Source organism: Sulfuricurvum sp. (assembly GCF_049305995.1).
GTDB lineage: Bacteria > Campylobacterota > Campylobacteria > Campylobacterales > Sulfurimonadaceae > Sulfuricurvum.
On record NZ_JBAQPS010000045.1, the window covers coordinates 1 to 22760 of the forward strand.

General features: G+C 41.6%; 22 protein-coding genes and 1 tRNA gene. 13 read left to right on the plus strand and 10 right to left on the minus strand.

Features of this window, described 5'->3' with window-relative positions; genetic code table 11:
- The 4 genes from WA010_RS01425 to WA010_RS01440 form a co-directional block, all read left to right on the plus strand.
- A partial coding sequence (locus tag WA010_RS01425) for a tyrosine-type recombinase/integrase (RefSeq protein ID WP_422555395.1) occupies positions 1–638 on the plus strand: 638 nt, incomplete at its 5' end.
- The gene (locus WA010_RS01430; protein WP_422555396.1) at positions 635–1648 is read left to right on the plus strand and encodes a hypothetical protein; all 1014 of its coding nucleotides are present in this window, start codon (positions 635–637) and stop codon (positions 1646–1648) included. The genes WA010_RS01425 and WA010_RS01430, both read left to right, overlap by 4 nt.
- Positions 1645–2169 carry a hypothetical protein gene (locus tag WA010_RS01435; RefSeq protein WP_422555397.1) on the plus strand — a complete coding sequence of 175 codons (525 nt, stop codon included), beginning with the start codon at positions 1645–1647 and terminating at the stop codon, positions 2167–2169. Before WA010_RS01430 ends, WA010_RS01435 begins: the two co-directional genes overlap by 4 nt.
- Positions 2166–2693, plus strand: a complete 528-nt coding sequence (locus WA010_RS01440) for a hypothetical protein (RefSeq protein WP_422555398.1) — start codon at positions 2166–2168, stop codon at positions 2691–2693. Before WA010_RS01435 ends, WA010_RS01440 begins: the two co-directional genes overlap by 4 nt.
- Before the next feature lie 5 nt (positions 2694–2698).
- On the opposite strand, the gene WA010_RS01445 is transcribed toward WA010_RS01440, so the two are convergent.
- Both WA010_RS01445 and fliW read right to left on the minus strand, forming a co-directional pair.
- Entirely contained in the window at positions 2699–3460 is a 762-nt protein-coding gene (locus tag WA010_RS01445; protein WP_422555399.1) for a pyrroline-5-carboxylate reductase, read from the minus strand.
- A 4-nt stretch (positions 3461–3464) separates the two neighbouring features.
- Positions 3465–3842 carry a flagellar assembly protein FliW gene (gene fliW / locus WA010_RS01450; RefSeq protein ID WP_422555400.1) on the minus strand — a complete coding sequence of 126 codons (378 nt, stop codon included), beginning with the start codon at positions 3840–3842 and terminating at the stop codon, positions 3465–3467.
- Between the two features lie 129 nt (positions 3843–3971).
- On the opposite strand from fliW, the gene WA010_RS01455 reads away from it, so the two are divergent.
- Complete coding sequence (locus WA010_RS01455) at positions 3972–4691, plus strand: outer membrane protein assembly factor BamD (RefSeq protein ID WP_422555401.1); 720 nt, start codon at positions 3972–3974, stop codon at positions 4689–4691.
- Between the two features lie 15 nt (positions 4692–4706).
- The gene (lon, locus tag WA010_RS01460; protein WP_422555402.1) at positions 4707–7130 is read left to right on the plus strand and encodes an endopeptidase La; all 2424 of its coding nucleotides are present in this window, start codon (positions 4707–4709) and stop codon (positions 7128–7130) included.
- Here lon and tilS read toward each other — a convergent pair.
- The 4 genes from tilS to rimO all read right to left on the minus strand — a co-directional run bounded on the left by tilS (position 7084) and on the right by rimO (position 11859).
- Positions 7084–8103: a tRNA lysidine(34) synthetase TilS gene (tilS, locus tag WA010_RS01465; protein WP_422555403.1), complete on the minus strand. Its 1020-nt coding sequence runs from the start codon at positions 8101–8103 to the stop codon at positions 7084–7086. The two genes, lon and tilS, sit on opposite strands and share 47 nt — an antisense overlap.
- Positions 8096–9442: a hypothetical protein gene (locus WA010_RS01470; RefSeq protein WP_422555404.1), complete on the minus strand. Its 1347-nt coding sequence runs from the start codon at positions 9440–9442 to the stop codon at positions 8096–8098. Before WA010_RS01470 ends, tilS begins: the two co-directional genes overlap by 8 nt.
- Positions 9429–10394, minus strand: coding sequence for a reverse transcriptase domain-containing protein (locus WA010_RS01475; RefSeq protein WP_422555405.1), 966 nt, complete (start codon positions 10392–10394; stop codon positions 9429–9431). Before WA010_RS01475 ends, WA010_RS01470 begins: the two co-directional genes overlap by 14 nt.
- 148 nt (positions 10395–10542) lie before the next feature.
- Positions 10543–11859 (minus strand): 30S ribosomal protein S12 methylthiotransferase RimO, encoded by a 1317-nt coding sequence (gene rimO / locus WA010_RS01480; protein WP_422555406.1) that lies wholly within the window; start codon positions 11857–11859, stop codon positions 10543–10545.
- A gap of 63 nt (positions 11860–11922) precedes the next feature.
- Between rimO and WA010_RS01485 the strand changes: the two genes are divergently transcribed.
- The 7 genes from WA010_RS01485 (at position 11923) to recG (ending at position 19175) form a co-directional block, all read left to right on the plus strand.
- Positions 11923–13089 carry an NAD(P)/FAD-dependent oxidoreductase gene (locus WA010_RS01485; RefSeq protein WP_422555407.1) on the plus strand — a complete coding sequence of 389 codons (1167 nt, stop codon included), beginning with the start codon at positions 11923–11925 and terminating at the stop codon, positions 13087–13089.
- Between the two features lie 36 nt (positions 13090–13125).
- On the plus strand, positions 13126–13920 hold the full coding sequence (kdsA, locus tag WA010_RS01490) for a 3-deoxy-8-phosphooctulonate synthase (protein WP_422555408.1): 795 nt from the start codon (positions 13126–13128) through the stop codon (positions 13918–13920).
- Between the two features lie 106 nt (positions 13921–14026).
- Complete coding sequence (gene ribH / locus WA010_RS01495) at positions 14027–14494, plus strand: 6,7-dimethyl-8-ribityllumazine synthase (protein ID WP_422555409.1); 468 nt, start codon at positions 14027–14029, stop codon at positions 14492–14494.
- Between the two features lie 88 nt (positions 14495–14582).
- Positions 14583–14981, plus strand: a complete 399-nt coding sequence (gene nusB / locus WA010_RS01500) for a transcription antitermination factor NusB (protein ID WP_422555410.1) — start codon at positions 14583–14585, stop codon at positions 14979–14981.
- Between the two features lie 6 nt (positions 14982–14987).
- Complete coding sequence (locus WA010_RS01505; RefSeq protein WP_422555411.1) at positions 14988–16034, plus strand: dehypoxanthine futalosine cyclase; 1047 nt, start codon at positions 14988–14990, stop codon at positions 16032–16034.
- A gap of 125 nt (positions 16035–16159) precedes the next feature.
- Complete coding sequence (locus WA010_RS01510; protein WP_422555412.1) at positions 16160–17401, plus strand: M16 family metallopeptidase; 1242 nt, start codon at positions 16160–16162, stop codon at positions 17399–17401.
- Positions 17382–19175, plus strand: a complete 1794-nt coding sequence (gene recG, locus WA010_RS01515; protein WP_422555413.1) for an ATP-dependent DNA helicase RecG — start codon at positions 17382–17384, stop codon at positions 19173–19175. The genes WA010_RS01510 and recG overlap by 20 nt, the downstream gene beginning before the upstream one ends.
- Here recG and hpf read toward each other — a convergent pair.
- The 4 genes from hpf to WA010_RS01535 all read right to left on the minus strand — a co-directional run bounded on the left by hpf (position 19172) and on the right by WA010_RS01535 (position 22725).
- Positions 19172–19708 (minus strand): ribosome hibernation-promoting factor, HPF/YfiA family, encoded by a 537-nt coding sequence (gene hpf / locus WA010_RS01520; protein WP_422555414.1) that lies wholly within the window; start codon positions 19706–19708, stop codon positions 19172–19174. The genes recG and hpf overlap by 4 nt on opposite strands.
- 189 nt (positions 19709–19897) lie before the next feature.
- Positions 19898–19982 (minus strand) — tRNA-Leu (locus tag WA010_RS01525).
- 107 nt (positions 19983–20089) lie between these two features.
- The gene (locus WA010_RS01530; RefSeq protein ID WP_422555415.1) at positions 20090–20467 is read right to left on the minus strand and encodes a F0F1 ATP synthase subunit C; all 378 of its coding nucleotides are present in this window, start codon (positions 20465–20467) and stop codon (positions 20090–20092) included.
- Positions 20468–20559: 92 nt separating this feature from the next.
- Complete coding sequence (locus WA010_RS01535) at positions 20560–22725, minus strand: polyribonucleotide nucleotidyltransferase (RefSeq protein ID WP_422555416.1); 2166 nt, start codon at positions 22723–22725, stop codon at positions 20560–20562.
- Between the last annotated feature and the right edge of the window lie 35 nt (positions 22726–22760).

A 22760-nucleotide genomic window follows, 5' to 3' on the forward strand; every position in this document is an offset into this window, starting at 1 on the left:
CTTCTAAACTCAGTGCAATTCGCAGTTTTGTAAAATATCTCCGCTCACAAGGAAAAACGGTGGTATTAAGAGGGGATGAGAGTGTTAAAATCGCTAAAACCCTTCCAAAACCGATATCACATGAACACATTCTCCATACGCTTCAATATGCAGAACCTACGGCTAAACTTGCTATTACCCTATTATATACCATGGGACTTCGCATTTCAGAACTTTCTCATCTTCGCGTGATGAATATGGCAGATGGATGGTCTCGTATACGAGGAAAAGGCTCTAAAGAACGTGATATTCCGATGATCGAATCCATTCAATTATTGGTACAAGAATATTTGGTTCATTACCCTGCTAAAGAGTACGTTTTTGAGACTATGGGTGAAAAATTAAGCGAAAATAGTCTAAGATATATAATTACCAAAGCATTCGCAAAGGTTGGACTCAAAGTGACCCCTCATCAATTGCGTCATTCGTATGCGACCGAATTGTTAAACAATGGAGCACGGATTGCCGATGTTAGCGAATTGTTAGGGCATACAAGTATGGCTACGACACAGATTTATACCAAATTGGGAAATGCTTTGAAAATGGATCATTATCGTCAATCGCATCCATTATGCAAAACTCACGAGGATTTTGAGTGATAGAGTGGCTGTACAGTAAAATTTTTATCGCTATTGTCCCCGAGGGTGAAAATTTTGATGTTCGTGTTGTAACCTTTAAACGAAAAAAGCTGCTAACTAAAGAAAATAAATATTTTGAAGGGCAATCATCATTTGAAATGATGATGAAATTTCTTCGAAAACAAATACAAGAATCCCCTTTACATTACATTGCTATATTAAATCCAGACGCGAAGCAAGGAGCATTAAGTGGGTGTTCTTTTAACGAGTTTGATAATGTGCTAACCGTTTGTAGAAAAAATAAATGGCATCTATATACTTCATTACAAGAGGTTGAAACTCTTAAAAAAACATATTCTGACGTTGGAATTGATTTTATTTTTTCACCATTTTCGGTGATTGAACATTTTTTTGTAGATAAAATTGATACAGGATTTGCTTTGTATGCATTAGCACAAAAAGATTCACTGAGTATCGCTTTTTTCGATGAGGGAATATTAGAATATGCGCATCATTATCCTAATCACGCTAAAGAAGTAACTTTAAGTAAAGAAGAAGTCGGAAGTGAATTTACGGTAGGAATCGATGATGAATTAGAAAATCAAAAAGGGATTGATCTTGATGATATTGAGAGTTTAGATGATTTAGATATTATAGATGAGCTTGACAGTTTAAGTGATATTGAAGATTTGGATACGCTTGAAGATATTGTTGAGTTTCATGAAGACGAACCGACATTGGAAGAAAAAAATAGTGTTGTGCAAAATTTAGATGAGATCAAACAAGAGATGGATCATTTTAACGATGATTATGGCCGATTTGAAATTATCCAAAAAACTTTAGAGCATTTTTATGCTTCAAAAGAGTGTAGAAATCGTTTTGTCGAGACAATCTATATCGCTGATGCATATGGAAGCGGAAGCGAACTAAAGCGTTATCTTGAAGAAGAATTATTTCTTAATGTTTTAATTCGCCGAATCAATGTGGGCGATGAGGTGATTTCACTTTCTATGAATGAGGAAGAAGGATGAAACATAGTTTTATATCTCCTCGTTCCAAGCCAGTGATAAGTGGTGAATTACGTCTTGTTTTTTTCTTTTTTATGGTTACGATAATGATGTTATTGGGCACTTATTTCTTTTTGCAGTATAAAATATATGATTTTGCCAATGAGCGAAAAACGATTCAGGAAAAAGAGAAATTATTGAAGCGCTCAATTATTCAAATAGAAAAGCAAATTACTACCATTGAGGAAGAAGTTAAAATTTCAGAACAGATAACGACAGATAACGCTGTGATGAAAGAGAGTATCCGTAATCTTTTTGATTTAGTACCGGATGATATCACTCTGTATAAAGCTGAATTGGAAGCCTCATCCTTGATTTTATACGGAATGACTCCAAACAAAGATACCTATGAGTACATGCTTCATGCCCCTCTAAGATCGATTTTCCATCGTACTTACAGTAGCTTTTACCCAGCTGAAAACGGATGGTATCGATTTGTATCAACCAATTATCTTGATGATGAAGCAATGGAGATGAACGAATGAATCGTCAGACACTTTATATCATCATTTTTTCCTTTGTATTATTGATATGGGTTATTCTTTTCTCTTTTTTCCTTTTGATTCCCAAGGGTAAAGAGTATCGATTATTGAGATTGGAAGCAAAAAAAGAGTTTCAACAATTGGATCTTGCGCAACGTCAATACGATATTACAGATAGTCGACTGAAAGAGATAAAAGAGCAAAATCGTCAAACAATTACAGCTTTTAGCACACCATTTAACCCCAATAGGTTTGAACGTTTATATCGTAAAGAATTTTCAGATCTTTATTTGACGGAAGTAACCACATTTGAGAATAATGGAAGTTTTAAAGTGTATGAAGTCAACGCAACTTCAAAAATAACTTCACCGGAAAGTTTTTATACGTTTATTGATAAAATTAATAAAAGCAAATGGATTATAGGGGTTAATTTCCCGATATATTTTGAGAGAGACGGAGATAAAATTCGATCTTCATTTACCATGAAAGTTCATAGTAATGAGGATAAAGCAGAGAAAAATAAATAATTTTGCTATTTCATTTCTTTAGCTTTAGCATATGCCATTCGGATTGCTTCCATACATCCTTCACGGATTTTTCCTTTTTCAAGAGCTCCGTACCCTGCAGCTGTTGTCCCTCCTGGGCTCATAACAGCATCTTTTAAAAGAGCGGGATGGGTAGCTTGGATCAGTTCTCCAAAACCTTTGAAAAGCCCCCTCATCAGCACCATAGCATCATCACGTTTGAGTCCTTCACGTACTGCACCATCACATAATGCTTCAGCGATAAGCGCTAAATAAGCTGGACCACTCCCTGCTAATGCGGTGGCAATATCGAGTTCTTTTTCACTGTTAAGCCATAGGGTTGTTCCGATAGTATTGAAGAGCGTTTTTGCGTTTGATGCGATAGAGATATCTCCGATCAGAGAAGTCATTGAAGCATTTGTTTCAGCAGCTAGATTGGGCATTGCACGACAATAATGATGCGCAGAAATAATTTTAAGTGATTCAAGCTGCACTCCGGCGAGAACCGAATAGAGGGTAAGTGCAACGCCTTTAAGATAAGGAGCTACTTCGATGAGATTGGAGGGTTTAACACATAAAATAACTATTTTGCCTGTGATATCAGCGTTTGAAAAAAGAGTTTTTTTGATTGGAGTAGCAAGTGATTTTTCAAAATTTTCCAAAGCGCTCATATTTCGACCGATTACCTCGATTGCATGGGTATCACATAATCCTTTTGCAAGAGCAAGAGCCATTTTGCCGTTACCGATAAAAGTAATTAATTTATTCATGATATTAGCCCTTGAGATATTTTTCTATCGGTTCTGCAATACCAAAGTCAGCACGGTTATCAATGATAATTTGAGCCATTGTTTGATTATTCGTATTAAAGATTAATGGAGCAATAAAATTAATGGTCGATTTTTCAATAGGCGTTTGCAGGATCATAATATTATAAATCAGAAGATTGCTTTCGGGTTCGATTCCAAGCAATGATTGAAGTGAAGAGGGAATATCAAAAGAATATTCACGTAAAGGAAAGGGATTGATGAGTGTAAAAGATGGTCCTTTCCCGATACTTTCGAGTCGCATAAAATTTTCATCAATTTTTTGAAGCTCCATTTTAGAGATTGCTTCAAAACCGAGTAGGGGAAGTTTTAAATCAAATTGCATAACTACCTTCTTGTATCATAATAGTCTGATTTTAACACATCAAAGTAAAAAGTTTCAACAATCAGCAGGGGTGTTTAATCTCTTTACGGTAAAATAGCTGATAATTTCAAAATAGTGTGGGTTTAGTCAATGATCAAAACAGGATTAGCCGTCATAACGGTACTCATTTTTTTTACAGGATGCAGCAATAAAGAGCTCGAAGAGTTTAACAAACCGGCAGATTACTGGTATGAAAAAATGGTTACTTCAGTTTCTAATGGTAATTTGGAAAAAGCAGACAGTTATTTTAGCTCGCTTCAGAGTGAGCATATTGGTTCACCGTTTTTAGCAGAAGCAACGATGATTATGGCGCAGGCTCATATGGCACATGATGAATATCTACTAGCGGAACATTTTTTAAATGAGTATATTCGTCGATATGCAACTCCGGATGGTCGTGAATATGCAGAATTTTTAAAAGTTAAAGCAAAATTTTTAGCACTTCCGAATCCTGGGCGGGATCAAGGGTTAATTGATGAGACGCTTAAAGGAGCAGAAGCATTTAAGGTAAATTATCCATATTCAACGTATTTGTCACAACTCAATACAATGGAAACGCAATTGCATTTAGCCCGTGGGGTACTCAATGAACAAATTGCCCAAATGTATGAGCGTTTAGGCAAGCCTAAAGGGGCAGTGTATTATCGTGCAATGGCTCCGGTAACGTGGATTCACCGTAATGAGATTGTTAGTGCAGATGTGCCATGGTATCGTAAAATATTCGAGGGGGATGGTGGTAGTAGTTGGTACAATTTTTTGATCCCGCAAACGCGTAATGTCATCTCAATGGATGACAATGAGACTAAATAAATAGGATTTTTTTCAATGCAACTTAGTAATTACAGTTCTTTCCCTACCAATTTACCAGTGATTGCGGAAGATGAACTTTTTTTATACCCGTTTATGATTTCACCACTTTTTTTAAATGATGAAAAGAATATTGCTGCTGCTGCCGAAGCGATCGAAAATAATTCGCTTGTGATTGTATGTCCTATAAAACCCGAACATGAGGGGGAACGAGAAGGGGATGCTATTTATGATGCGGGTGTTATTGGCTCGATTATGCGTAAAGTGGTACTTCCTGATGGTCGTATTAAGGTACTATTCCAAGGATTGGCACGTGGTCATGTGATGGAGATGGTACATGATAACCCTTTGCGAGCCCATGTCGATTTGATTCAATCGTATACGGTGAATGATCTAAAAATGAGTGCTATTTTAGAAGTTCTTCGTGAAAAAGTACGTGCCCTTTCACAAGTGAGTAACTATTTTCCCCCTGATCTTTTGCGTACCATCGAAGAGAATCATGAATACAACCGTATTGTCGATCTCATCTGCAGTTCCATCAAAATCAAAAAAGAGAATGCCTATAAACTCTTTATCGAACGCGATCCAGAAAAACGCTTTTTAATGTTGATCGATGAGTTGATCGAAGAGACTGAAGCCAACAAACTCCAAAAAGAGATTCGCTCGAAAGTTCATACCCGAATCGAGAAGGTGAACAAAGAGTATTTCCTCAAAGAGCAACTCAAACAGATCCAAAAAGAGCTAGGAACCGATACTCATCGTGATGAAGAGATCGAAGAGTTCCGTAAAAAGCTTGATGCTAAAAAAGATAAAATGCATCCCGATGCGTACAAAGAGATCAACAAACAGTTGGAACGATTTGCACGTATGCATCCCGACAGTGCCGATGCGGGGATGATTCAGACCTATCTTGAGTGGGTTTTGGAGATTCCGTATGGGGAAGAGGCAAAAAAAGCCCTCAACATTCACGATGTCGAAAATCAACTCAATAAAGACCATTTTTCATTGAAAAAACCCAAAGAGCGTATTTTAGAATTTTTCTCGGTTAAAGAGTTGTTGGAGCTTCGTGGAATCGCTGATAAGGAGGGGCGCGGGGCAATTTTGTGTTTTGCGGGCCCTCCGGGTGTGGGTAAAACCTCACTTGCCAACTCTATTGCTACTGCACTCAAACGTCCGCTTGTCCGTATCGCATTGGGTGGATTGGAAGATGTGAATGAACTTCGTGGACACCGTCGTACCTATATCGGTGCGATGCCAGGACGTATCGTTCAAGGGGTGATCGAAGCGAAAAAGATGAATCCTGTTATCGTCCTCGATGAGATCGACAAGGTTGCTAAATCGCATCGCGGTGATCCGACGGCAGTGTTGCTGGAGATTCTCGATCCGGAACAAAACACCCATTTCAGAGACTATTATCTGAACTTTAATCTCGACCTATCCAAAGCGATTTTTATCGCTACGGCGAACGATGTAGGGCAAATTCCTGGACCGCTTAGAGATCGTATGGAGTTCATTTCGGTGAGCTCGTATACGCCGCAGGAGAAATTTCAGATTGCCAAACAGTATTTGATCCCTCAAGAGCTGAAAAAACACGGTTTGAAAACCTCTGAACTCTCTATCTCAAAAACGGCGTTAGCCGAAGTGATCGAAAAGCATACCCGAGAAGCTGGGGTTCGTAACCTTCGCCGTCGTGTTGCTGATATCGTTCGTAAAGCGGCGAAAAAGATTCTCGAAGAGCCGAGCACCCAAAAAGTGACCGTGAGTTTGAAAAATCTCAAAGAGTTCTTGGAAAAAACCATTTTTGAGATCGATCGAACCGATCACATCGACCGTATCGGTGTGGTCAACGGGCTTGCTTGGACAGCTGTCGGAGGTGACGTGTTGAAAATCGAAGCAATACGTATTAATGGCAAAGGGGTATTACAACTGACAGGGAGTTTGGGAGACGTGATGAAAGAGTCCGCCCGTATCGCTCTCTCGGTGGTAAAAACTCTGATCGATGAGGGAAAACTCACGGTAGATCATTCGATTATCCCACTCAATGCTACCGAACGTGAAAATAGCACGGCAGTTGATGCGAGCGAAGTTTACAAACGATTTGACCTTCATATTCACGTACCTGATGGTGCGACACCAAAAGACGGTCCGAGTGCGGGGATTGCGATGTCTACAGTTATCGCATCGATTCTAACCAACAAAAAAGTTCGTGCCGATATCGCCATGACGGGTGAGGTTTCTCTGACTGGGAACGTTCTCCCTATCGGCGGACTGAAAGAGAAGCTGATTGCCGCGCACCGCGCTGGGATGAAACTTGCCCTTATTCCCGCAAAAAACTATGATCGCGATTTGAGCGACATTCCTGATGAAGTGAAAGCGGCGATTGAGATCGTCGGAGTCAGTCGAATCGAGGAAGTTCTAAGCCGCCTTTTAATAGACGGATAATACTCATTGCTTCGGGAGTACCGTACAGGTATCCTCGAAGTTTTACCCCCACTTTTAACTTTCGACACTCTTCACGAAATCCTTTATCCATAACGACATTAGGCTCATACGGAGCGATAAAAGTATATTTTCCCTCTATCGATACCACTGTATGACGACCGATGATATGTTCACCGCCCCTTTTGAGTGCCTCTTTGTCGTGTTGGCTGAGTAAATACCCTTGGTATTGTTTGAAAAAAGTATCGATACCGACCACAAGTGAACGGATATTAGGCGGATTATGAGCATAGGCAAATGAATCTACTTCGATGAAATTCATTGGCTCGATCAAAGAGCTATTATCCTCTTCGAGATAGCGAAAACTGCGGCGGATGGCATCGCGATATTCGCGCATCATCGGTGCGCTGTAGCGGTGGCGAAAAGCGTTTCTAGTGTATCGTTCATCGGCATTGCTCTCATCAATATGGTGAGGAATCTTATGTTCATCAAGGTATGTTTCAATCGAGTCTCGATCCCATTCGAGTAGCGGGCGGAGGATCTCAATACCTTCTCGTGTGTCGTGTGAACGGATTCCGAGAATTTCTGGCAACCCTGAGCCGCGACACATCTGCATCATTAACCACTCTAAACGATCATTCAGCTGATGGGCAGTGAGGAGATAAGTGTAGTGGTGTTTTTTCATCAGATACCCGAAAAATCGGTATCGCTCCTCACGGGCACGGTGTTCGAAATTGGCTCCACCGAGTCGGCAGGAGTGGGTATGGCATTGGAGATTGTGTTGATGGGCGAGGGCTATTGCACTTTGTTCCTCTTCATCACTGGAAGGACGTGTATGGTAGTTGACGTGGGCGATATCGAATTGGATGTTATTTTTGAGAAGCAGATGAAAAAGGGCACTCGAATCGACTCCTCCGGAGAAGGCAAGGAGAACTCTTCCCTTTTTCAGCAGGTCAAGATGGAGGAGTTCAGACATTTAAAAAACTTAATATAGTAGTCTTAAATTGTTCAACTTCTGTCAATTTTTTGGAGATCAAGAAGTCAAAAATATCTTCTTTTGATTTTAATTGTTCTCGAATAAATATAGTATAAATGTTTTTTGCATTTTCGTGTTGTAAGTTATATTGTTTCAATTGTTCTTGCGACAATATCCCAAACGCGCCGGCTTTATAAAAGCTATAAAACTCTTTTTCAATATCTTGAAAGGGTAAAAAAGTAATATCATTTCTATTTTTGTAAGCTGTAGTATTAGATTTATCACCATCTAAAACACTAATAACATTTTCTGATTGACTAAAAATCTGTTTTATGTGATTTCTTGCCATAAGTTTCACAACGTTGTCAGCTCCACCTATTGGTAAGATAATGTATTTTGCAAAAATTTTCTCTTCCCTCAAAATATATTCAATGAACTCTTTTAATACATCATCTTCTACTAAAAAATATTTGTCATAATCGACAAATCCATATAAAAGACTTTTGATATAGTTGTAAGATTTGTTTTCTAATGTACACATTCCATCGTCGAGTTCCATATAAAAGAGCTCATCGCTTTGAAGTGTTTTCATTAATCCTAGAGAATGGGTTGTAAATAAAAGATTGATTTCGTATTGAGAAGCCATGATTCTTAGTTTGTCGATTAACCGAACTTGTGCCATCGCATCCAGAGAAATATCGATTTCATCGATTGCGATAAGCTTGCAACGACTTTGAATTAATTTGTAAATACTAATAATAAAATATTCACCGGAACTTAGATAATCTTCTCGAATATAGTAGTTGTCAGGCAAAACGATTGCATAATATTTTTTGCTTCGTAGTGCTATTTCTACAAGAATATCGAATCTGTTTGTATCATAGATAAAATTTAACAATTCTATGAGTTCAATTGGCTTATTGAATTGGTGAGAAATAATCCCTCTTCTTATGTCCTGATCAATTTCACCTAATCTTTGAAATTGTTTAAAACGTTCTCCGAAAGGAATCGGCAGTTCAACATTGATATTCTTTTGAATAAATTGTTCAATATTTCCCTTAAAGTCTAAGGTTTCAACTAGGGGATTGTAGTTAAAAGTATAGTTATTATCTTGATTGATCGTATATATGATTTGACTATTAGTATGAAAAATATGTTTGTTTGAAGTATTGGCGAAGGTATTAGAGGTAATCAGGTTTTGGATTGCTTTGAAAAGAAGGGTCTTTCCTACTCCGTTTTTTCCTACAATCGCTTTTAATTTGTTTTCACTCAAGTTTAATTCAAAAAGGAAATTTTTTATGTGTTGAACATTTGTGATTTCGACTTTAAAATGTAACATTATGAATATCCCTATGAATAAACGAATTGACTATGAAACTTCCGTATCTCTTTTTTAATTTAGTTATATAATAGCTATCTACAGAATTGATATGACTGAGTAGACCTGAAACTTTATCAATACTCGATGAGAATTTTTTAGAGAAGTAATCTCTAAACTTCTCTTTATCGGTTAAATAAAAGTGCAATAGTATTTCCACTTCTTTTTTTAAATTCTTGTCAACCGTTACATATCCCTGTGGCGTTATGATTAGTCCTAAAAGCGCTATTTTTGAACCTCGCTGTTGCATCCGTGTTTTTGATTCGTTTAGCGTAAAGGTTTCAAATCTTAAATGAATAAACATATCATTAATAACTGGGAGAACTTTTATAAGAGACTCTTTCGTTTCAGAAGAAAAAATAAAATCATCCGAATATCTCGTATAAATAATCTCATTTTGAAGACAATATCTTTGTAAGGCATTATCTAAATCAAAAAGATAGCCATTACTAATGGCTGGTGATGTTGGAGCTCCTACGGGCAAGATACTGTTGTAGGTGATTATATTCATAATAGAATCAATGTGTTTTTCTATATCATTAGGAAGAATTAAAAAGTTATTTTTATTATCTAAAATAAGTTTTTTCAACTTGCTTGTATTTATATTGGCAAAAAAGGATTTTATATCTGTATTTAAAACGTATTTACTGTTTTTATGAGGAGAAATAGCATCTTGTGCATTTACCCCTTTACGATACGAGAAAACAACATCTTGATTAAGTGGTAACAACTCAAATAGGAACAAATTGAGAAATTTTTGGAAATCTTTTAATTTTTTCGATGGAGAAAATGTATTTTTAGAATAAAAAATTTCCGTATAGTGTTCATTGGTATGAATGGATAAAAAATCATCAAACTGGTATCGTGTATGGAAATAAGAGATGAAAGCATTTTGAAGAGAGGTTTGAGTCACTGAGCACCTTTTACAAAGGGCAAACACAATGCCCTTGCATTAGTAAATAAAGCACCTTAGAGGATTAAGCATTTAGACTGAAGATACTTCAAGTCACTCAATCATAAAAGCAATTATATCTTTTTTTGTCTTTAAAGTATTAATAATATCATACATAAGCTATTACAGTTGCCAAAGGGCGTTTTTCTGCGAGTTCTGTGATTCGGGCACGGTAGATTGTTCCAAAAGAGAGTTCACCTTCAATCTCACGGTCGTTGACGTAGATTTCACCGTCCACATCGGGTGCCCAATTCAGAGCACGCGCACTGAGGAGGAATTCATGCTCTTCAGACTCTCCGTCTATGACGAGCAGGATTTCAGTCCCTATGAGTTTTTGCAGGCTTGAGACTTCGACGTTTGAAGCGATTTTCCCCAGTTTTTTGGCACGGGCATTGATCACTTTGGTCGGAATTTTATCGGTCATCTCATGTGCACTCGTCCCCTCTTCATCAGAGTAGCTAAAGACATTGAGGCGATCAAATCCAAAACTCTCAGCAAACTCCGCCATCTCTTCAAACATGGCTTCAGACTCTTGCGGATGACCGACGATGAAGCTGGTGCGGATAAAAGAAGACGGTAACGCTTTCATCGCATTGAGAAGCTCTAATGTTTTCGCTTTTCCGAATCCCCGCTTCATGATACGGAGCATATCGTCGTTGATATGTTGGATCGGCATATCGAAATAGTTATGGAAAATTTTTGAATCACCGATCGATTTAATGAGTTTCAAGGTTGTCGTGGACGGGTAGAGGTAAAGGATACGGGCACTTTTGACCCCGTCGATCAGTTCGATCCGCTTGATGAGGTGGATTAGACCATCGCTAATGTTTTGATCGCGCAGATAAGAGCTGGAGTCTTGGGAAACGAAGCTAAAATCATAATATCCTTTGGCAACGAGACCTTCCACCTCATGCGCGATACTCTCTAAATCGCGTGAGTGAAGTTTCCCTTTGAACGAGGGGATGGCGCAGAAACTGCACACTTGGTTGCACCCTTCGCTGAGTTTGACATAGGCGTGATAGGATGAACCCGTTACGACCCGCTCGGCACCGTCGATGAGGTAAACTTCAGGAGTAAAACGGCTTTGCTTTGCGGCAAGAAGTTCGTCGATTTTGTCGTAATCGCCGACACCCGTGAAAATATCGACCTCTTTGAGTTCACGGGATAGCTCTTCTTTGTACCGCTCAGAGAGACATCCTGCCATGACGAGAACGGAATCGCTCTTGCGTCCCGCATCGAGGTTAAAGATGGTATTGAGCGACTCTTGTTTTGCTGCATCGATAAATCCGCAGGTATTGACGATGATAACATCCGCTTCTTCACTCGCATCGGTCATCTCGTAATCTTTGAGTCGTCCGAGCATCACCTCGGTATCGACGAGATTTTTGGTGCAGCCGAGGGAAACGATATGAAGTTTTTTGGACATAAATGAGCCTTGATAAAATAAGTATGACATTATAGCTAAGAGACTTTTGGATAGACTTTTGGTATGAAAACTAACTACGATGTTATTATTTTAGGAGCCGGAGCGAGCGGATTGATGTGTGCGGCTTGGGTGCGTGAAAACAGCTCTCTATCTGTTGCGATTATCGAGGGGAATAATCGCCCTGCGTTGAAGCTCAAAGCCAGCGGCGGGGGCAAATGCAACCTTACCAATGTTGAAGTGAATGAGAGCCATTATCTTGGAGATGAAAATCTCGTTAAAAATGCTTTGAATATTTTTTCGAAAAAAGCCCTTTTGGACTATTTCCGTGAGGGTGGCTTGCGTCCGGTGACTCGAAAAGAGCGGTACTACTTTTGTCCGAAAAGCTCTGATGAGGTGATCTCCATTTTGATGGGGAAAGCAAACGGATGTGATTTGCTTTTGGGGTATAAAATCCTCTCCGTAGAGGGGATTTCCCCTTTTGTCATTACCACCGATAAAGGAGAATTCAGCGCCAAAAATGTTGTGGTTGCTACAGGAGGAGCGAGTTATAAAGAGCTCGGTGCAAGCGATATCGGGTTGAAAATCGCTCAAAGCTACGGGATCAAAACGGTTCCGTTTTCCCCTGCACTGGTAGGACTCACATTGCAACCCAAAGAGTTTTGGATGAAAGAACTCAGCGGGATCAGTTTTCCCACCCGTATCTATGTCGCAGGTAAAACGCTCGATGAAGATTTGCTCTTTGCTCACCGTGGCATCAGCGGTCTGGTTGTCCTCTCCGCATCGCTCTATTGGCATCGAGGCGAGATCGTGATCGACTTCCTCCCCGATTTTGATTTGAATACCCTGAAATATGAGAAAAAGAGCATCTCGACAGCAATCCCTCTGCCCAAACGGTTTATGAAAGCATTTTTGGAAGCGATAGGGTTGGAGGATAAAGGGTGCAATCGTTTAAATCCGCACGAGTTTGAAAAACTTTTGAGTATTCGTAACTACGCGATGGCACCCTCAGGGACGTTCGGTCTCTCCAAAGCCGAAGCGTGTCGGGGCGGAATAGCGTGCGAAGAGATTAATCCAAAAACGATGGAGATCTTCAAAATACGAGGGCTCTATTGTATCGGTGAGACGGTCGATGTGACTGGGGAGCTTGGAGGATACAACTTTCAGTGGGCATTTAGTAGCGCAGTAGTTGCGGCTAAGGCGATCTGCTCAACCTCCTTTAAACGAAAATAAGTACAATATGACTATTAACTTAACAGGAGTCTGTATATGATCCTACTTGCCGGACCGTGTGTTATCGAGAGTGAAGAGTCGATTTTTACAATCGCTAAATCTTTAGAACGATACCAAAATGACCCGCGCTTTGATTTTTATTTTAAATCGAGTTTTGACAAAGCCAACCGTACGTCACTCGATAGCTATCGTGGACCGGGGATCGAAGAGGGACTTCGAATCTTGCAAAAAGTTAAAGACGATTTCGGCTACAAGATCGTCACCGATGTCCATGAGAGCTATCAAGTGCCCATCGCGGCGGAAGTGGTCGATATGCTTCAAATTCCCGCTTTTTTATGTCGTCAAACCGATCTACTTGTAGCAGCGGCTAAAACCCAAAGAATCGTCAACATTAAAAAAGGGCAGTTTATGACCCCTGCTGATATGCGCTTTTCGGTAGGCAAAGTGCTCAAAACACGTGGATGTGATGAGGTCAGTTACGAAGCTTCTCAAAAGCACGGTGTTTTGTTGTGTGAGCGGGGTTCATCCTTTGGATACGGTAACCTCGTCGTTGATATGCGCTCCCTCGTCATTATGCGCGAATACGCTCCCGTTATTTTTGATGCGACCCACTCGGTGCAAATGCCGGGTAATGGTACTGGTAAAACGGGAGGAGACAGCTCGATGGTTCCTCATCTCGCACGCGCTGCCGCCGCCGTCGGAGTGGACGGATTTTTCTTCGAAACACACTTTGATCCTATTTGCGCTTTGAGTGACGGACCAAATATGCTAAAATTAGAACAACTGGAAGAACTCAGCGAAAAATTATTGCAGTTGGATGCAATAAAATAATAAAAAAATACATTTGGTGTATTGGGCACACCGCCGAGGTGAACCCAGTGTTAACGTAGTCTATTGGGAGGTGTTCCAATAGCGTAAAAATAAAAAAGGATTTTTTATGAAGTTAATAGAAGGACAACTTCGTGTTCGCACGGACAAAAGAGTAGCGATTGTCAGTACACGCTGGAACCACTTTATCGTTGATCGTCTCGTCGAAGGGGCAAAAGATGCTTATGCACGTCATGGCGGAAAGGCGGATGAACTAACTCATGTTTTGGCACCGGGTGCGTTCGAGCTTCCGATGGTGATCGAGCAGCTTCTTTCAAGCGGTAAATTTGACGCGGTATGTGCACTCGGTGCTGTTATCCGTGGTTCAACTCCTCATTTTGATTACGTCTCTGCCGAAGCGACCAAAGGGATTGCAACGGTGAGTTTGAAACATAAAAAACCGGTTTCTTTTGGACTTTTGACTACTGATACTATCGAGCAAGCGATTGAGCGTGCAGGAACCAAAGCAGGGAACAAAGGGTTCGAAGCGATGACCGTTGTTATCGAAATGCTTGACCTTTATGAGGAAATCGGATGATTTGGGCTTACTGCCGAAGTAAACATAGTGTTAACGTAGCTAATAGTGGCTTTGCCGCTATAGCGTATAAAATTGTAGGAGGCGCGTAATGGCGACACGTCATCAAGCCCGCATGGCGGTAGTGAGTTTATTGTACGCGTATGATTTGGGAAACCAAAGTATTGCCGATTTCAGCGATGAGATTCTCGAAGAGAAAAAAATCCGTAACAAACAGCGTGATTTCGCCCTTGATTTGTTCAAAGGGGTGACGGAGCATTTGGCAGAAGTGGATGAAGCCATCATTAAACATCTCAAAGATTGGGATTTTGACCGTTTAGGCTCCATCGAGCGTGCGACGCTCCGTCTTGGCGGATATGAAATTATGTTCGGAGAACTCGATTCAGCCGTTATTATCAATGAAGCGATCGAAGTCGCAAAAGCGTTCGGAAGCGAGCAATCACCGAAGTTTATTAACGGCGTTCTTGACGCTATTTCGCGAGATAAATAGGTCATTATGCGTCTTAGTAAAGAACAAGCCTTAGAACTGATCCGCCATGCTGACCTCAAAGAACTAGGGAAAATGGCGACGGCTCGAAAAAAAGAGCTCCATCCCGATGGGATAACCACTTTTGTCGTGGATCGTAATATCAATTACACTAATGTTTGCTGGGTTGATTGTAAATTCTGCGCCTTTTATCGCCACGGCAAAGACGAAGATGCATACGTCCTCACCTTTGAAGAGATTGATCAAAAAATTGATGAACTCTTAGAGATCGGCGGTACACAGATTTTGTTCCAAGGGGGTGTTCATCCGAAGCTCAAAATCGAATGGTACGAAGATCTAGTAGAACACATCCACACCAAATATCCGACGATCACAATCCACGGCTTCTCGTCGATTGAGCTTGATTTTATTGCCAAAGTCTCCCATATTTCGATCCAAGAGTGTTTATCTCGGCTAAAAGCCAAAGGGCTCGCTTCGATTCCGGGTGCGGGTGCTGAGATTTTAAGTGATCGTGTTCGCGATATTATCGCTCCGAAAAAAATGGATTCACTTGATTGGGTCGATGTTCACCGCCAAGCGCATAAGTTGGGGATCATGTCCACGGCGACGATGATGTACGGGACGGTCGAGACCGATGAGGAGATTATCGAGCACTGGAATCTGATTCGTGATCTTCAGGATGAAACACACGGTTTTAGAGCCTTTATTATGTGGTCGTTTCAGGGGCAGAATACCCAATTGATGATCGAACATCCCGAAATCGAGAAACAATCCTCTAATCGATACCTCCGACTCCTCGCGGTAGCACGCCTTTTCTTGGATAATTTCCCAAATATCCAAAGTTCATGGGTGACCCAAGGGCCTTATATCGGTCAGATGGCATTGCACTTTGGGGCAAACGATTTGGGCTCGACGATGATGGAAGAGAACGTCGTACGCAGTGCGGGGGCAGGATTTCGTATGGCAAAAGAGGAAATGATCCATCTGATCCGTGATGTCGGAGAAACACCGGCAATTAGAAACACTGCATACGAAATTCTAGAAGAATTTCGATGATACGCCCAAGGAGCAAAGCCCCTTTGGGCTACGTTAACACTGGGTTCTCTTCGGCAGAGAGCCCACGCGCAGTATACCGCGCTTTAAAATTCTTCTTAATTTTGTTATTTACAGGGCAAGCACTTATGGCAAGCACATTGGATTTTATAGAAGTTCACGGGGTAAAAGTCCCTTTTATATTCGAAGAGGAGAAACGTCTTCCGATTGTATCGATGCAGATCGTTTTCACCCACAGCGGCAGTATCGATGAGGGAAAACATTACGGATTGGCACGACTAAGCGGTAAAATGTTAAATGAGGGCTCACTAAAACGCGGTTCCGTCGGCTTTGCCGATGCCCTTGATGCAAGAGCGATTCAGTTGAGTGCTCATGCAGGAAATGAGACATTTGTTATCGAACTAGGAAGCCTCAAAGAGGAGTTTGATACCGGACTCTCTCTTTTGAGTGAGCAGTTGCGTGAACCGAACTTTACCGCCAAATCGCTCGATAAAGTAAAAACGATGGCACTCAGCGACATTTCCCGCAAAGAGGCGGATTTTGATACGGTTGCTTCGGATGAGCTCAAAGCGGTACTGTTCGAGGGGACGCCGATGGCGGTTCCGAACATCGGAACCGTGCAGAGTATCAAAGCGATCAAACTTAGCGATATTGAAGCTTTTAAAAAAGGTCATTTGATCCTTAGTAATGCCCTTATCGTTATGGGAGGTGATATCTCACTGGCGGACGCGAAAGCCAAAGTTCACGCTCTTCTTAGCATATTAGAAAAAGGGACGGTAGGAAAAGAGCGCCATTATGAACCGCGTAAAACTCCCAAAGAATCGATCCTAAAACGCCCTCAGACCGAGCAGGCGTATCTTTATTTTGGAGCTCCGTTTGCGATGAACGAAAGTGATAGCGAATTTTACAAAGCTCGTGTCGCGATGTTTATCTTAGGAAGCAGCGGATTTGGAAGTCGTCTTATGGAAGAGATTCGGGTTAAACGGGGATTGGCGTATTCGGCGTATTCACGTCTGAGTGTCGCTAAAACCAACACCTATTTCAGCGGTTATCTCCAAACGAAGCTCGAGTCGCAGGAAGAAGCGAAAAAAACAGTGGTCGAAGTTATCGATACGTTTGTCCGCGATGGAGTAACGCAAGGAGAACTCGATCAAGCGCGTAAATTCTTGCTCGGTTCCGAACCGTTACGTGTCGAAACCCTCTCTCAGCGTCTAGGTCGAACGTTTAGCGAATATTATCAAGGAAAACCGCTAGGACATTCGCTTCAAGAACTCGAACTTATCCGCACGTTGACTTTGGATGAAGTGAACGATTTTATCAAACGCCACGCCGAAATAAAAAACCTCAGTTATGCTATCGTTACCAAGTGAGGAGGGTGAGAAGTTTCACCGTTTAGGGATTGGTAGTATTACCGCCCTCTCTCTCATCGCCCCTACCTCGTTTGAAGATCGCCGTCTCAGCCATGAACTTTCCGCTAACACGCAATGTGTGATTGATGCAACGGTTGAACACGTCGTCCGAACTCCCAAAACGCTCAAAATTACTTTCTTCGCCCATAATCTTGAGTGTGTGATTGAGGGGGTAATATTCCATCCCAAACCTTATATGATCCATCAATTTCCCAAAAACGAGCGCGCTTTCTTTAGCGGTAAAGCACAGTGGGAACTGGGCAAATGGACGATAGTCCATCCGATGAAGATCAGTGCCGTCGGTTCCCTCATACCCATCTATAAAACGCCACTTCGAATCGATGTAATGCGTCGTTTGATTGAGAAAAATATTACGATTGCAAACTTAATAGCCGACGGACTTCCCGAAGTGATAGCGAGTGAACTTTATGGCATCCATTTTCCCGAACTTCCAAAACCCATGAGTGAGTCACAGCTTCATGCCCTTAAATTCGGCGAACTTTATGAGTATATGCGCCGTCTCAGACTAAAACGCCGTTATCATAACACCTCCTATAGAGCTTCGGGAGATATTCGTGCGTGGATGAAAACTCTCCCTTTTGAACTGACGGAAGATCAAAAAAATGCGATCAACGAGATTGAAAACGATCTCATAGCTCAATATGCCTCCCGTCGTATGATCGTGGGCGATGTTGGATCGGGGAAGACAATGGTGATTTTAGCCTCCGTCATCCTGATGCAACCGCACCGCTCGATTCTGATGGCACCGACGACGATCCTCGCCGCACAACTTTATGAAGAGGCGCAAAAGTTTCTTCCAAATTTACGAATAGCATTGGTTACTAATGCCACGAAAAAAGGTTCTTTGGAAGAGTATGATTTTATCATCGGAACCCATGCTCTGCTCCATCGACCTCTCCCCGAAGCGGGGCTGGTGATGGTGGATGAACAACACCGCTTCGGCACGGCTCAACGCCATGCCCTCACCAAGCTCACCGATAATGACACCTCACCGCACTATCTCCAATTCTCTGCCACACCGATCCCGCGTACACAGGCGATGATCGATTCAGCGCATATCGATGTGAGTTTGATCGTCCAGACCCCATTTACCAAAAATATTGCGACTCGTATCATCGGCAAAAGCGATTTTACAAAATTATTAGATCACATCCGTTTTGAGATTACTCAAGATCATCAAGTATTGATTGTCTACCCCCTCGTCGAGCAGAGCGAAAGTATCAACTATCAAAGTATCGATGAAGCGCGGGGGTATTGGGAGAAGAATTTTGAAAATGTTTACATTACTCACGGCAAAGACAAAGAGAAAGAGGCGGTATTAATGGCATTTCGGGAAAATGGAAATGTTTTACTTGCTACGACGGTGGTCGAAGTGGGAATCTCTCTTCCGAGACTCTCTACGGTCGTCATCGTGGGAGCCGAACGTTTGGGGCTCTCAACACTCCATCAACTGCGCGGGCGTGTCAGCCGTACCGGATTGCAGGGGTATTGTTATCTCTATAGCAACAAAAGTGGTAAAAATGAACGGTTAGAGTCGTTTAGCACCTGTACGAGCGGATTTGAGATAGCGGCATTGGATCTGAAATTTCGCTCCAGCGGGGATTTGTTGGAGGGGAGTATCCAAAGCGGTAAAAAGTTTCGGTGGGCGGATATTGGAGAAGATGAAGTTATTGTGAGGGAGGTCAAGAATTATCTTGCCCCCCAAAAAGATTAATAGAGACCGAATCTTCCATCGGTACGTTTATATAGAACCCGCATTTTTCCGTCATTGTCATAAAAAACATCAAATACTTTTGCGCTCTCTTTGAGTTTCTCTAAGACTTCCGCAACCTCTTGGGGCTTAAAGAGAACCGGTTCGGCTGGGACGATCTCGTCTTCTTGCGCTTCGCCTGCTTCATGCAGATCGATGCTGTGAGCGGCAGCCAATTTTGCTTCGTTCAGCCCTTCATTTTTATGATCTGAGAGGCGATCATGCAAACGGCGAAGCGCTTTTTGGGCACGATCGATTGCGATGTCGATAGCGGCGTAGAGATCATCGTCGCGTTGGGTAATAACAATCGTATTTTTTCCGGCAACGTTGATCGTAAATTCGATTGTTACCCCTTTTTTACGCTCATTCGAGCTGGCAACCGCATTGACACTGATAAGGTCGAGATGATATTTACTGAGAGTATCGATAGAATGCATCAGATGATTTTTTATTGCATCACTGAGCTCGATGTGGCGTCCGACGAGAGAGATATTCATAATTTAATCCACCTTGTAGTGATATAGAGTAATTTTGATTATAACACACAAAAAATAAACGTCAAAGATTTTAGTTCGTTATTTAAAAAATAACGGTATTGATGACGCAAACCTACACTATAAAGTTAAATGGGCATGATAGAAAAAGTTGCTTGAAGAAGTAAAAAAAATAGGGGATTTAAAAATAGATGGTGCGGACGGGGGGATTTGAACCCCCACACACGTAATGCGCTACCACCTCAAGGTAGTGTGTCTACCATTCCACCACGTCCGCGTTTTATGAAGAAAAAATAAATCTCTCTCGAAGAGAGAAGCTTTAGTGCCTTAGCGGCAAGCGAAGCCAAAGGGATGCATTCCTTTGGCGTTCAAAATAAATAAACCTTACGCAGCCAAGTACGGGTTAGCGTAAAGAGCGATAAGAGCGATAACAAGTGTATAAATAACTTGTGCTTCGATCATAGCAAGAGCGATGAACATAGTAGTCATCAATTTTCCGCCAAGACCTGGGTTACGTGCTGTACCAGCGATTGTTGCAGCAGCAGTGCTACCCATACCGATTGCTCCACCAAGTGCAGCCAAACCAAGACCAACACCAGCAGCGATCATAGAATACGCTTTCAATGTTTGGTTAGCAACGTCTGTAGATGCAGCAGCCACAGCTGGTGCCGCTTCAACAGCACCTTCAACAACTGCTACCGCTTCTTCAGCACCGAATACTGAAGCAACAAGAGCGAGCATAAGAAAAAGAACTTTTTTCATAAGTAATCTCCGTATTTAAATCAAAGTCCGTTCGGATAGTGTCCCTACTTATCACTTTGTGGGTGGAATTATAGTTATAGAGAGCTAAAAGATTACTTAGCTCTTCCCAGCCCGATCTTATTTCCTTTGAATTCAACGATCTCTACCATCAATTCATCCCCCTCACTCACCGCATCACTGACACGGCTGATGTGTCCATCGGAGAGTTTAGAGATATGGATTAATCCATCCACTCCGCCGGGAAGTTCGATAAAAGCGCCGAAATCAACGATTTTTTTCACTTTCCCTTTGACGATGTCACCCACTTTGTACTCCACTTTTTCCACCACAGTTGCACCACTGACGATTCCTTCGATATGGTCACGTGCACCGCGCAGACCGTCACGGTTTTTACCGGTCAGTTTAACGGAACCTTTTTTCTTATCAATATCGATTGTTACATCGAAACGCTCGATAATCTCACGGATCGTTTTACCCGCTTGTCCGATGATATCGCCAATAAAGCCTGGATCGATGTGGAAGAGATCAGTACTCGGCAATGTCCCCTCATTCAGCTCGATATGATCTTCTGCACCGATCATAATATCGATGATATGCGCACGGGCTTCTTTAGCTTGATAAAGAGCCTCTTTAAGGACATCGAGATGGATACCGCCGAGTTTGATATCCATCTGCATCGCGGTAATCCCTTCTTTGGAACCCGCTACTTTGAAATCCAAATCGCCGTCATGATCTTCAAGACCCATGATGTCGGTCAAAATCGCATGACGTCCCCCCTCAGAAACCATCCCCATCGCAACACCGGCAATCGGATCACACACTTCAATATCACCGGCACGCAGAGCCATATAGCCGCCACACACTGTCGCCATAGATGATGAACCGTTTGATTCTAATATCTCAGAAACAAGACGGATTGTTTGTCCATTTCGTACTGTTGAGCCTTCTAAAGCACGTTTCGCTAAATTGCCATGCCCAAGTTCACGACGGCGCGGTGCTCCGATAGGGGAAGGCTCTCCGACACTGAATCCCGGAAAGTTGTAATGAACCATAAATGCTTCATTCTGTGTACCGCTGTCAGTAAGATTTTCGAACATTTGTGCATCTTTGGCACCGCCGAGAGTCAAAATGACTAAAGCTTGTGTTTGTCCACGTGTGAAGAGGGCAGAGGCATGAGCACTTGGCAATACGTTTGTTTCAATATGAATCGGACGTACTTCATTTAGCATTCGTCCATCTGCTCGTACTTTTTCATCCAATATTTGGGTACGAACCATGGAACGTTTGATCGATTCAATCGCTTTTTTGAGTTCGTGTTCATTCCATTCAGGCTTCTCTTTTAAAATCGTTTTGCGAATGGTGCGAAGGGCCGTAGAACGCTCTGTTTTTGCCATTTGGTTAATACCTGCTTTGAGATCAGAAGTATGGATTAAGCGAACGTATTCCATCATTTCTACATTAATTTCACTGATTATCGTTTGCAATTCAAAAGGTGCTTTTGCATACGCTTTAAAGGCATTTTCGTATGCACTGTTTGATTCAAATAATACCTCTTGAGCTGATGCGAGAAGATGTATTAGTTCATCTTCATGCATTGCATTCGATACATGTACAGGGATGGTAGGGATATTCATAGAAGGATCAATCATATCTATATCGAGTACTTCCATCTCATCGCTTCCGAGTGTTTGCATTTCGATCATGAGCATATCTTCTTTACTTCCGGCTAAATACAAATCAAGGGTACTTTTGTCCAATTGACTACGTGTTGGATTAAAAACAATTTGTCCATTGATCTTTGCGACACGTACTGCACTCACTGAGTTAAAAATATCGATATCGGAAACATAAAGAGCGGCTGATGCAGCGTTCAGTGCTAAAACTTGCAAATCAGCATCAGCATCAGCACTAAGTACCATTACTGTTATTTGAATTGGATTTGCAAACCCTTTAGGGAATAATGGGCGTAAAGATCGATCCACAATTCGAGAGGTCAAAGTCTCAAAATCGCTTGGTTTGGTTTCCCGTTTAATAAATCCTCCGGGAAATTTCCCCGCAGCATAACTTTTTTCGATGTATTGAACCGTCAAAGGTAAAAAATCTTCATCCACAAAATCGGTCTCATCAACAACTACTGTTGCTAATATAACAGTATTTCCACATTTTAGCCAAGCACACCCGTTTGCTTGAGCTGCTACCTGTCCAAAGGCATATGCCTCTTTTTTGTTGCGTAAATCAAGTTCTATATTGTATTTCATCTATTTTTCCTGTTAGTTTATAGCCTCATAATGAG

Coding starts and splice junctions, on each gene's coding strand:
- WA010_RS01435 (WP_422555397.1), top strand. CDS start 1,645: ATGAAACATAGTTTTATATCTCCTCGTTCCAAGCCAGTGATAAGTGGT.
- WA010_RS01440 (WP_422555398.1), top strand. CDS start 2,166: ATGAATCGTCAGACACTTTATATCATCATTTTTTCCTTTGTATTATTG.
- WA010_RS01445 (WP_422555399.1), bottom strand. CDS start 3,460: ATGAATAAATTAATTACTTTTATCGGTAACGGCAAAATGGCTCTTGCT.
- fliW (WP_422555400.1), bottom strand. CDS start 3,842: ATGCAATTTGATTTAAAACTTCCCCTACTCGGTTTTGAAGCAATCTCT.
- WA010_RS01455 (WP_422555401.1), top strand. CDS start 3,972: ATGATCAAAACAGGATTAGCCGTCATAACGGTACTCATTTTTTTTACA.
- lon (WP_422555402.1), top strand. CDS start 4,707: ATGCAACTTAGTAATTACAGTTCTTTCCCTACCAATTTACCAGTGATT.
- tilS (WP_422555403.1), bottom strand. CDS start 8,103: ATGTCTGAACTCCTCCATCTTGACCTGCTGAAAAAGGGAAGAGTTCTC.
- WA010_RS01470 (WP_422555404.1), bottom strand. CDS start 9,442: ATGTTACATTTTAAAGTCGAAATCACAAATGTTCAACACATAAAAAAT.
- rimO (WP_422555406.1), bottom strand. CDS start 11,859: ATGTCCAAAAAACTTCATATCGTTTCCCTCGGCTGCACCAAAAATCTC.
- WA010_RS01485 (WP_422555407.1), top strand. CDS start 11,923: ATGAAAACTAACTACGATGTTATTATTTTAGGAGCCGGAGCGAGCGGA.
- kdsA (WP_422555408.1), top strand. CDS start 13,126: ATGATCCTACTTGCCGGACCGTGTGTTATCGAGAGTGAAGAGTCGATT.
- ribH (WP_422555409.1), top strand. CDS start 14,027: ATGAAGTTAATAGAAGGACAACTTCGTGTTCGCACGGACAAAAGAGTA.
- nusB (WP_422555410.1), top strand. CDS start 14,583: ATGGCGACACGTCATCAAGCCCGCATGGCGGTAGTGAGTTTATTGTAC.
- WA010_RS01505 (WP_422555411.1), top strand. CDS start 14,988: ATGCGTCTTAGTAAAGAACAAGCCTTAGAACTGATCCGCCATGCTGAC.
- WA010_RS01510 (WP_422555412.1), top strand. CDS start 16,160: ATGGCAAGCACATTGGATTTTATAGAAGTTCACGGGGTAAAAGTCCCT.
- recG (WP_422555413.1), top strand. CDS start 17,382: ATGCTATCGTTACCAAGTGAGGAGGGTGAGAAGTTTCACCGTTTAGGG.
- hpf (WP_422555414.1), bottom strand. CDS start 19,708: ATGAATATCTCTCTCGTCGGACGCCACATCGAGCTCAGTGATGCAATA.
- WA010_RS01530 (WP_422555415.1), bottom strand. CDS start 20,467: ATGAAAAAAGTTCTTTTTCTTATGCTCGCTCTTGTTGCTTCAGTATTC.
- WA010_RS01535 (WP_422555416.1), bottom strand. CDS start 22,725: ATGAAATACAATATAGAACTTGATTTACGCAACAAAAAAGAGGCATAT.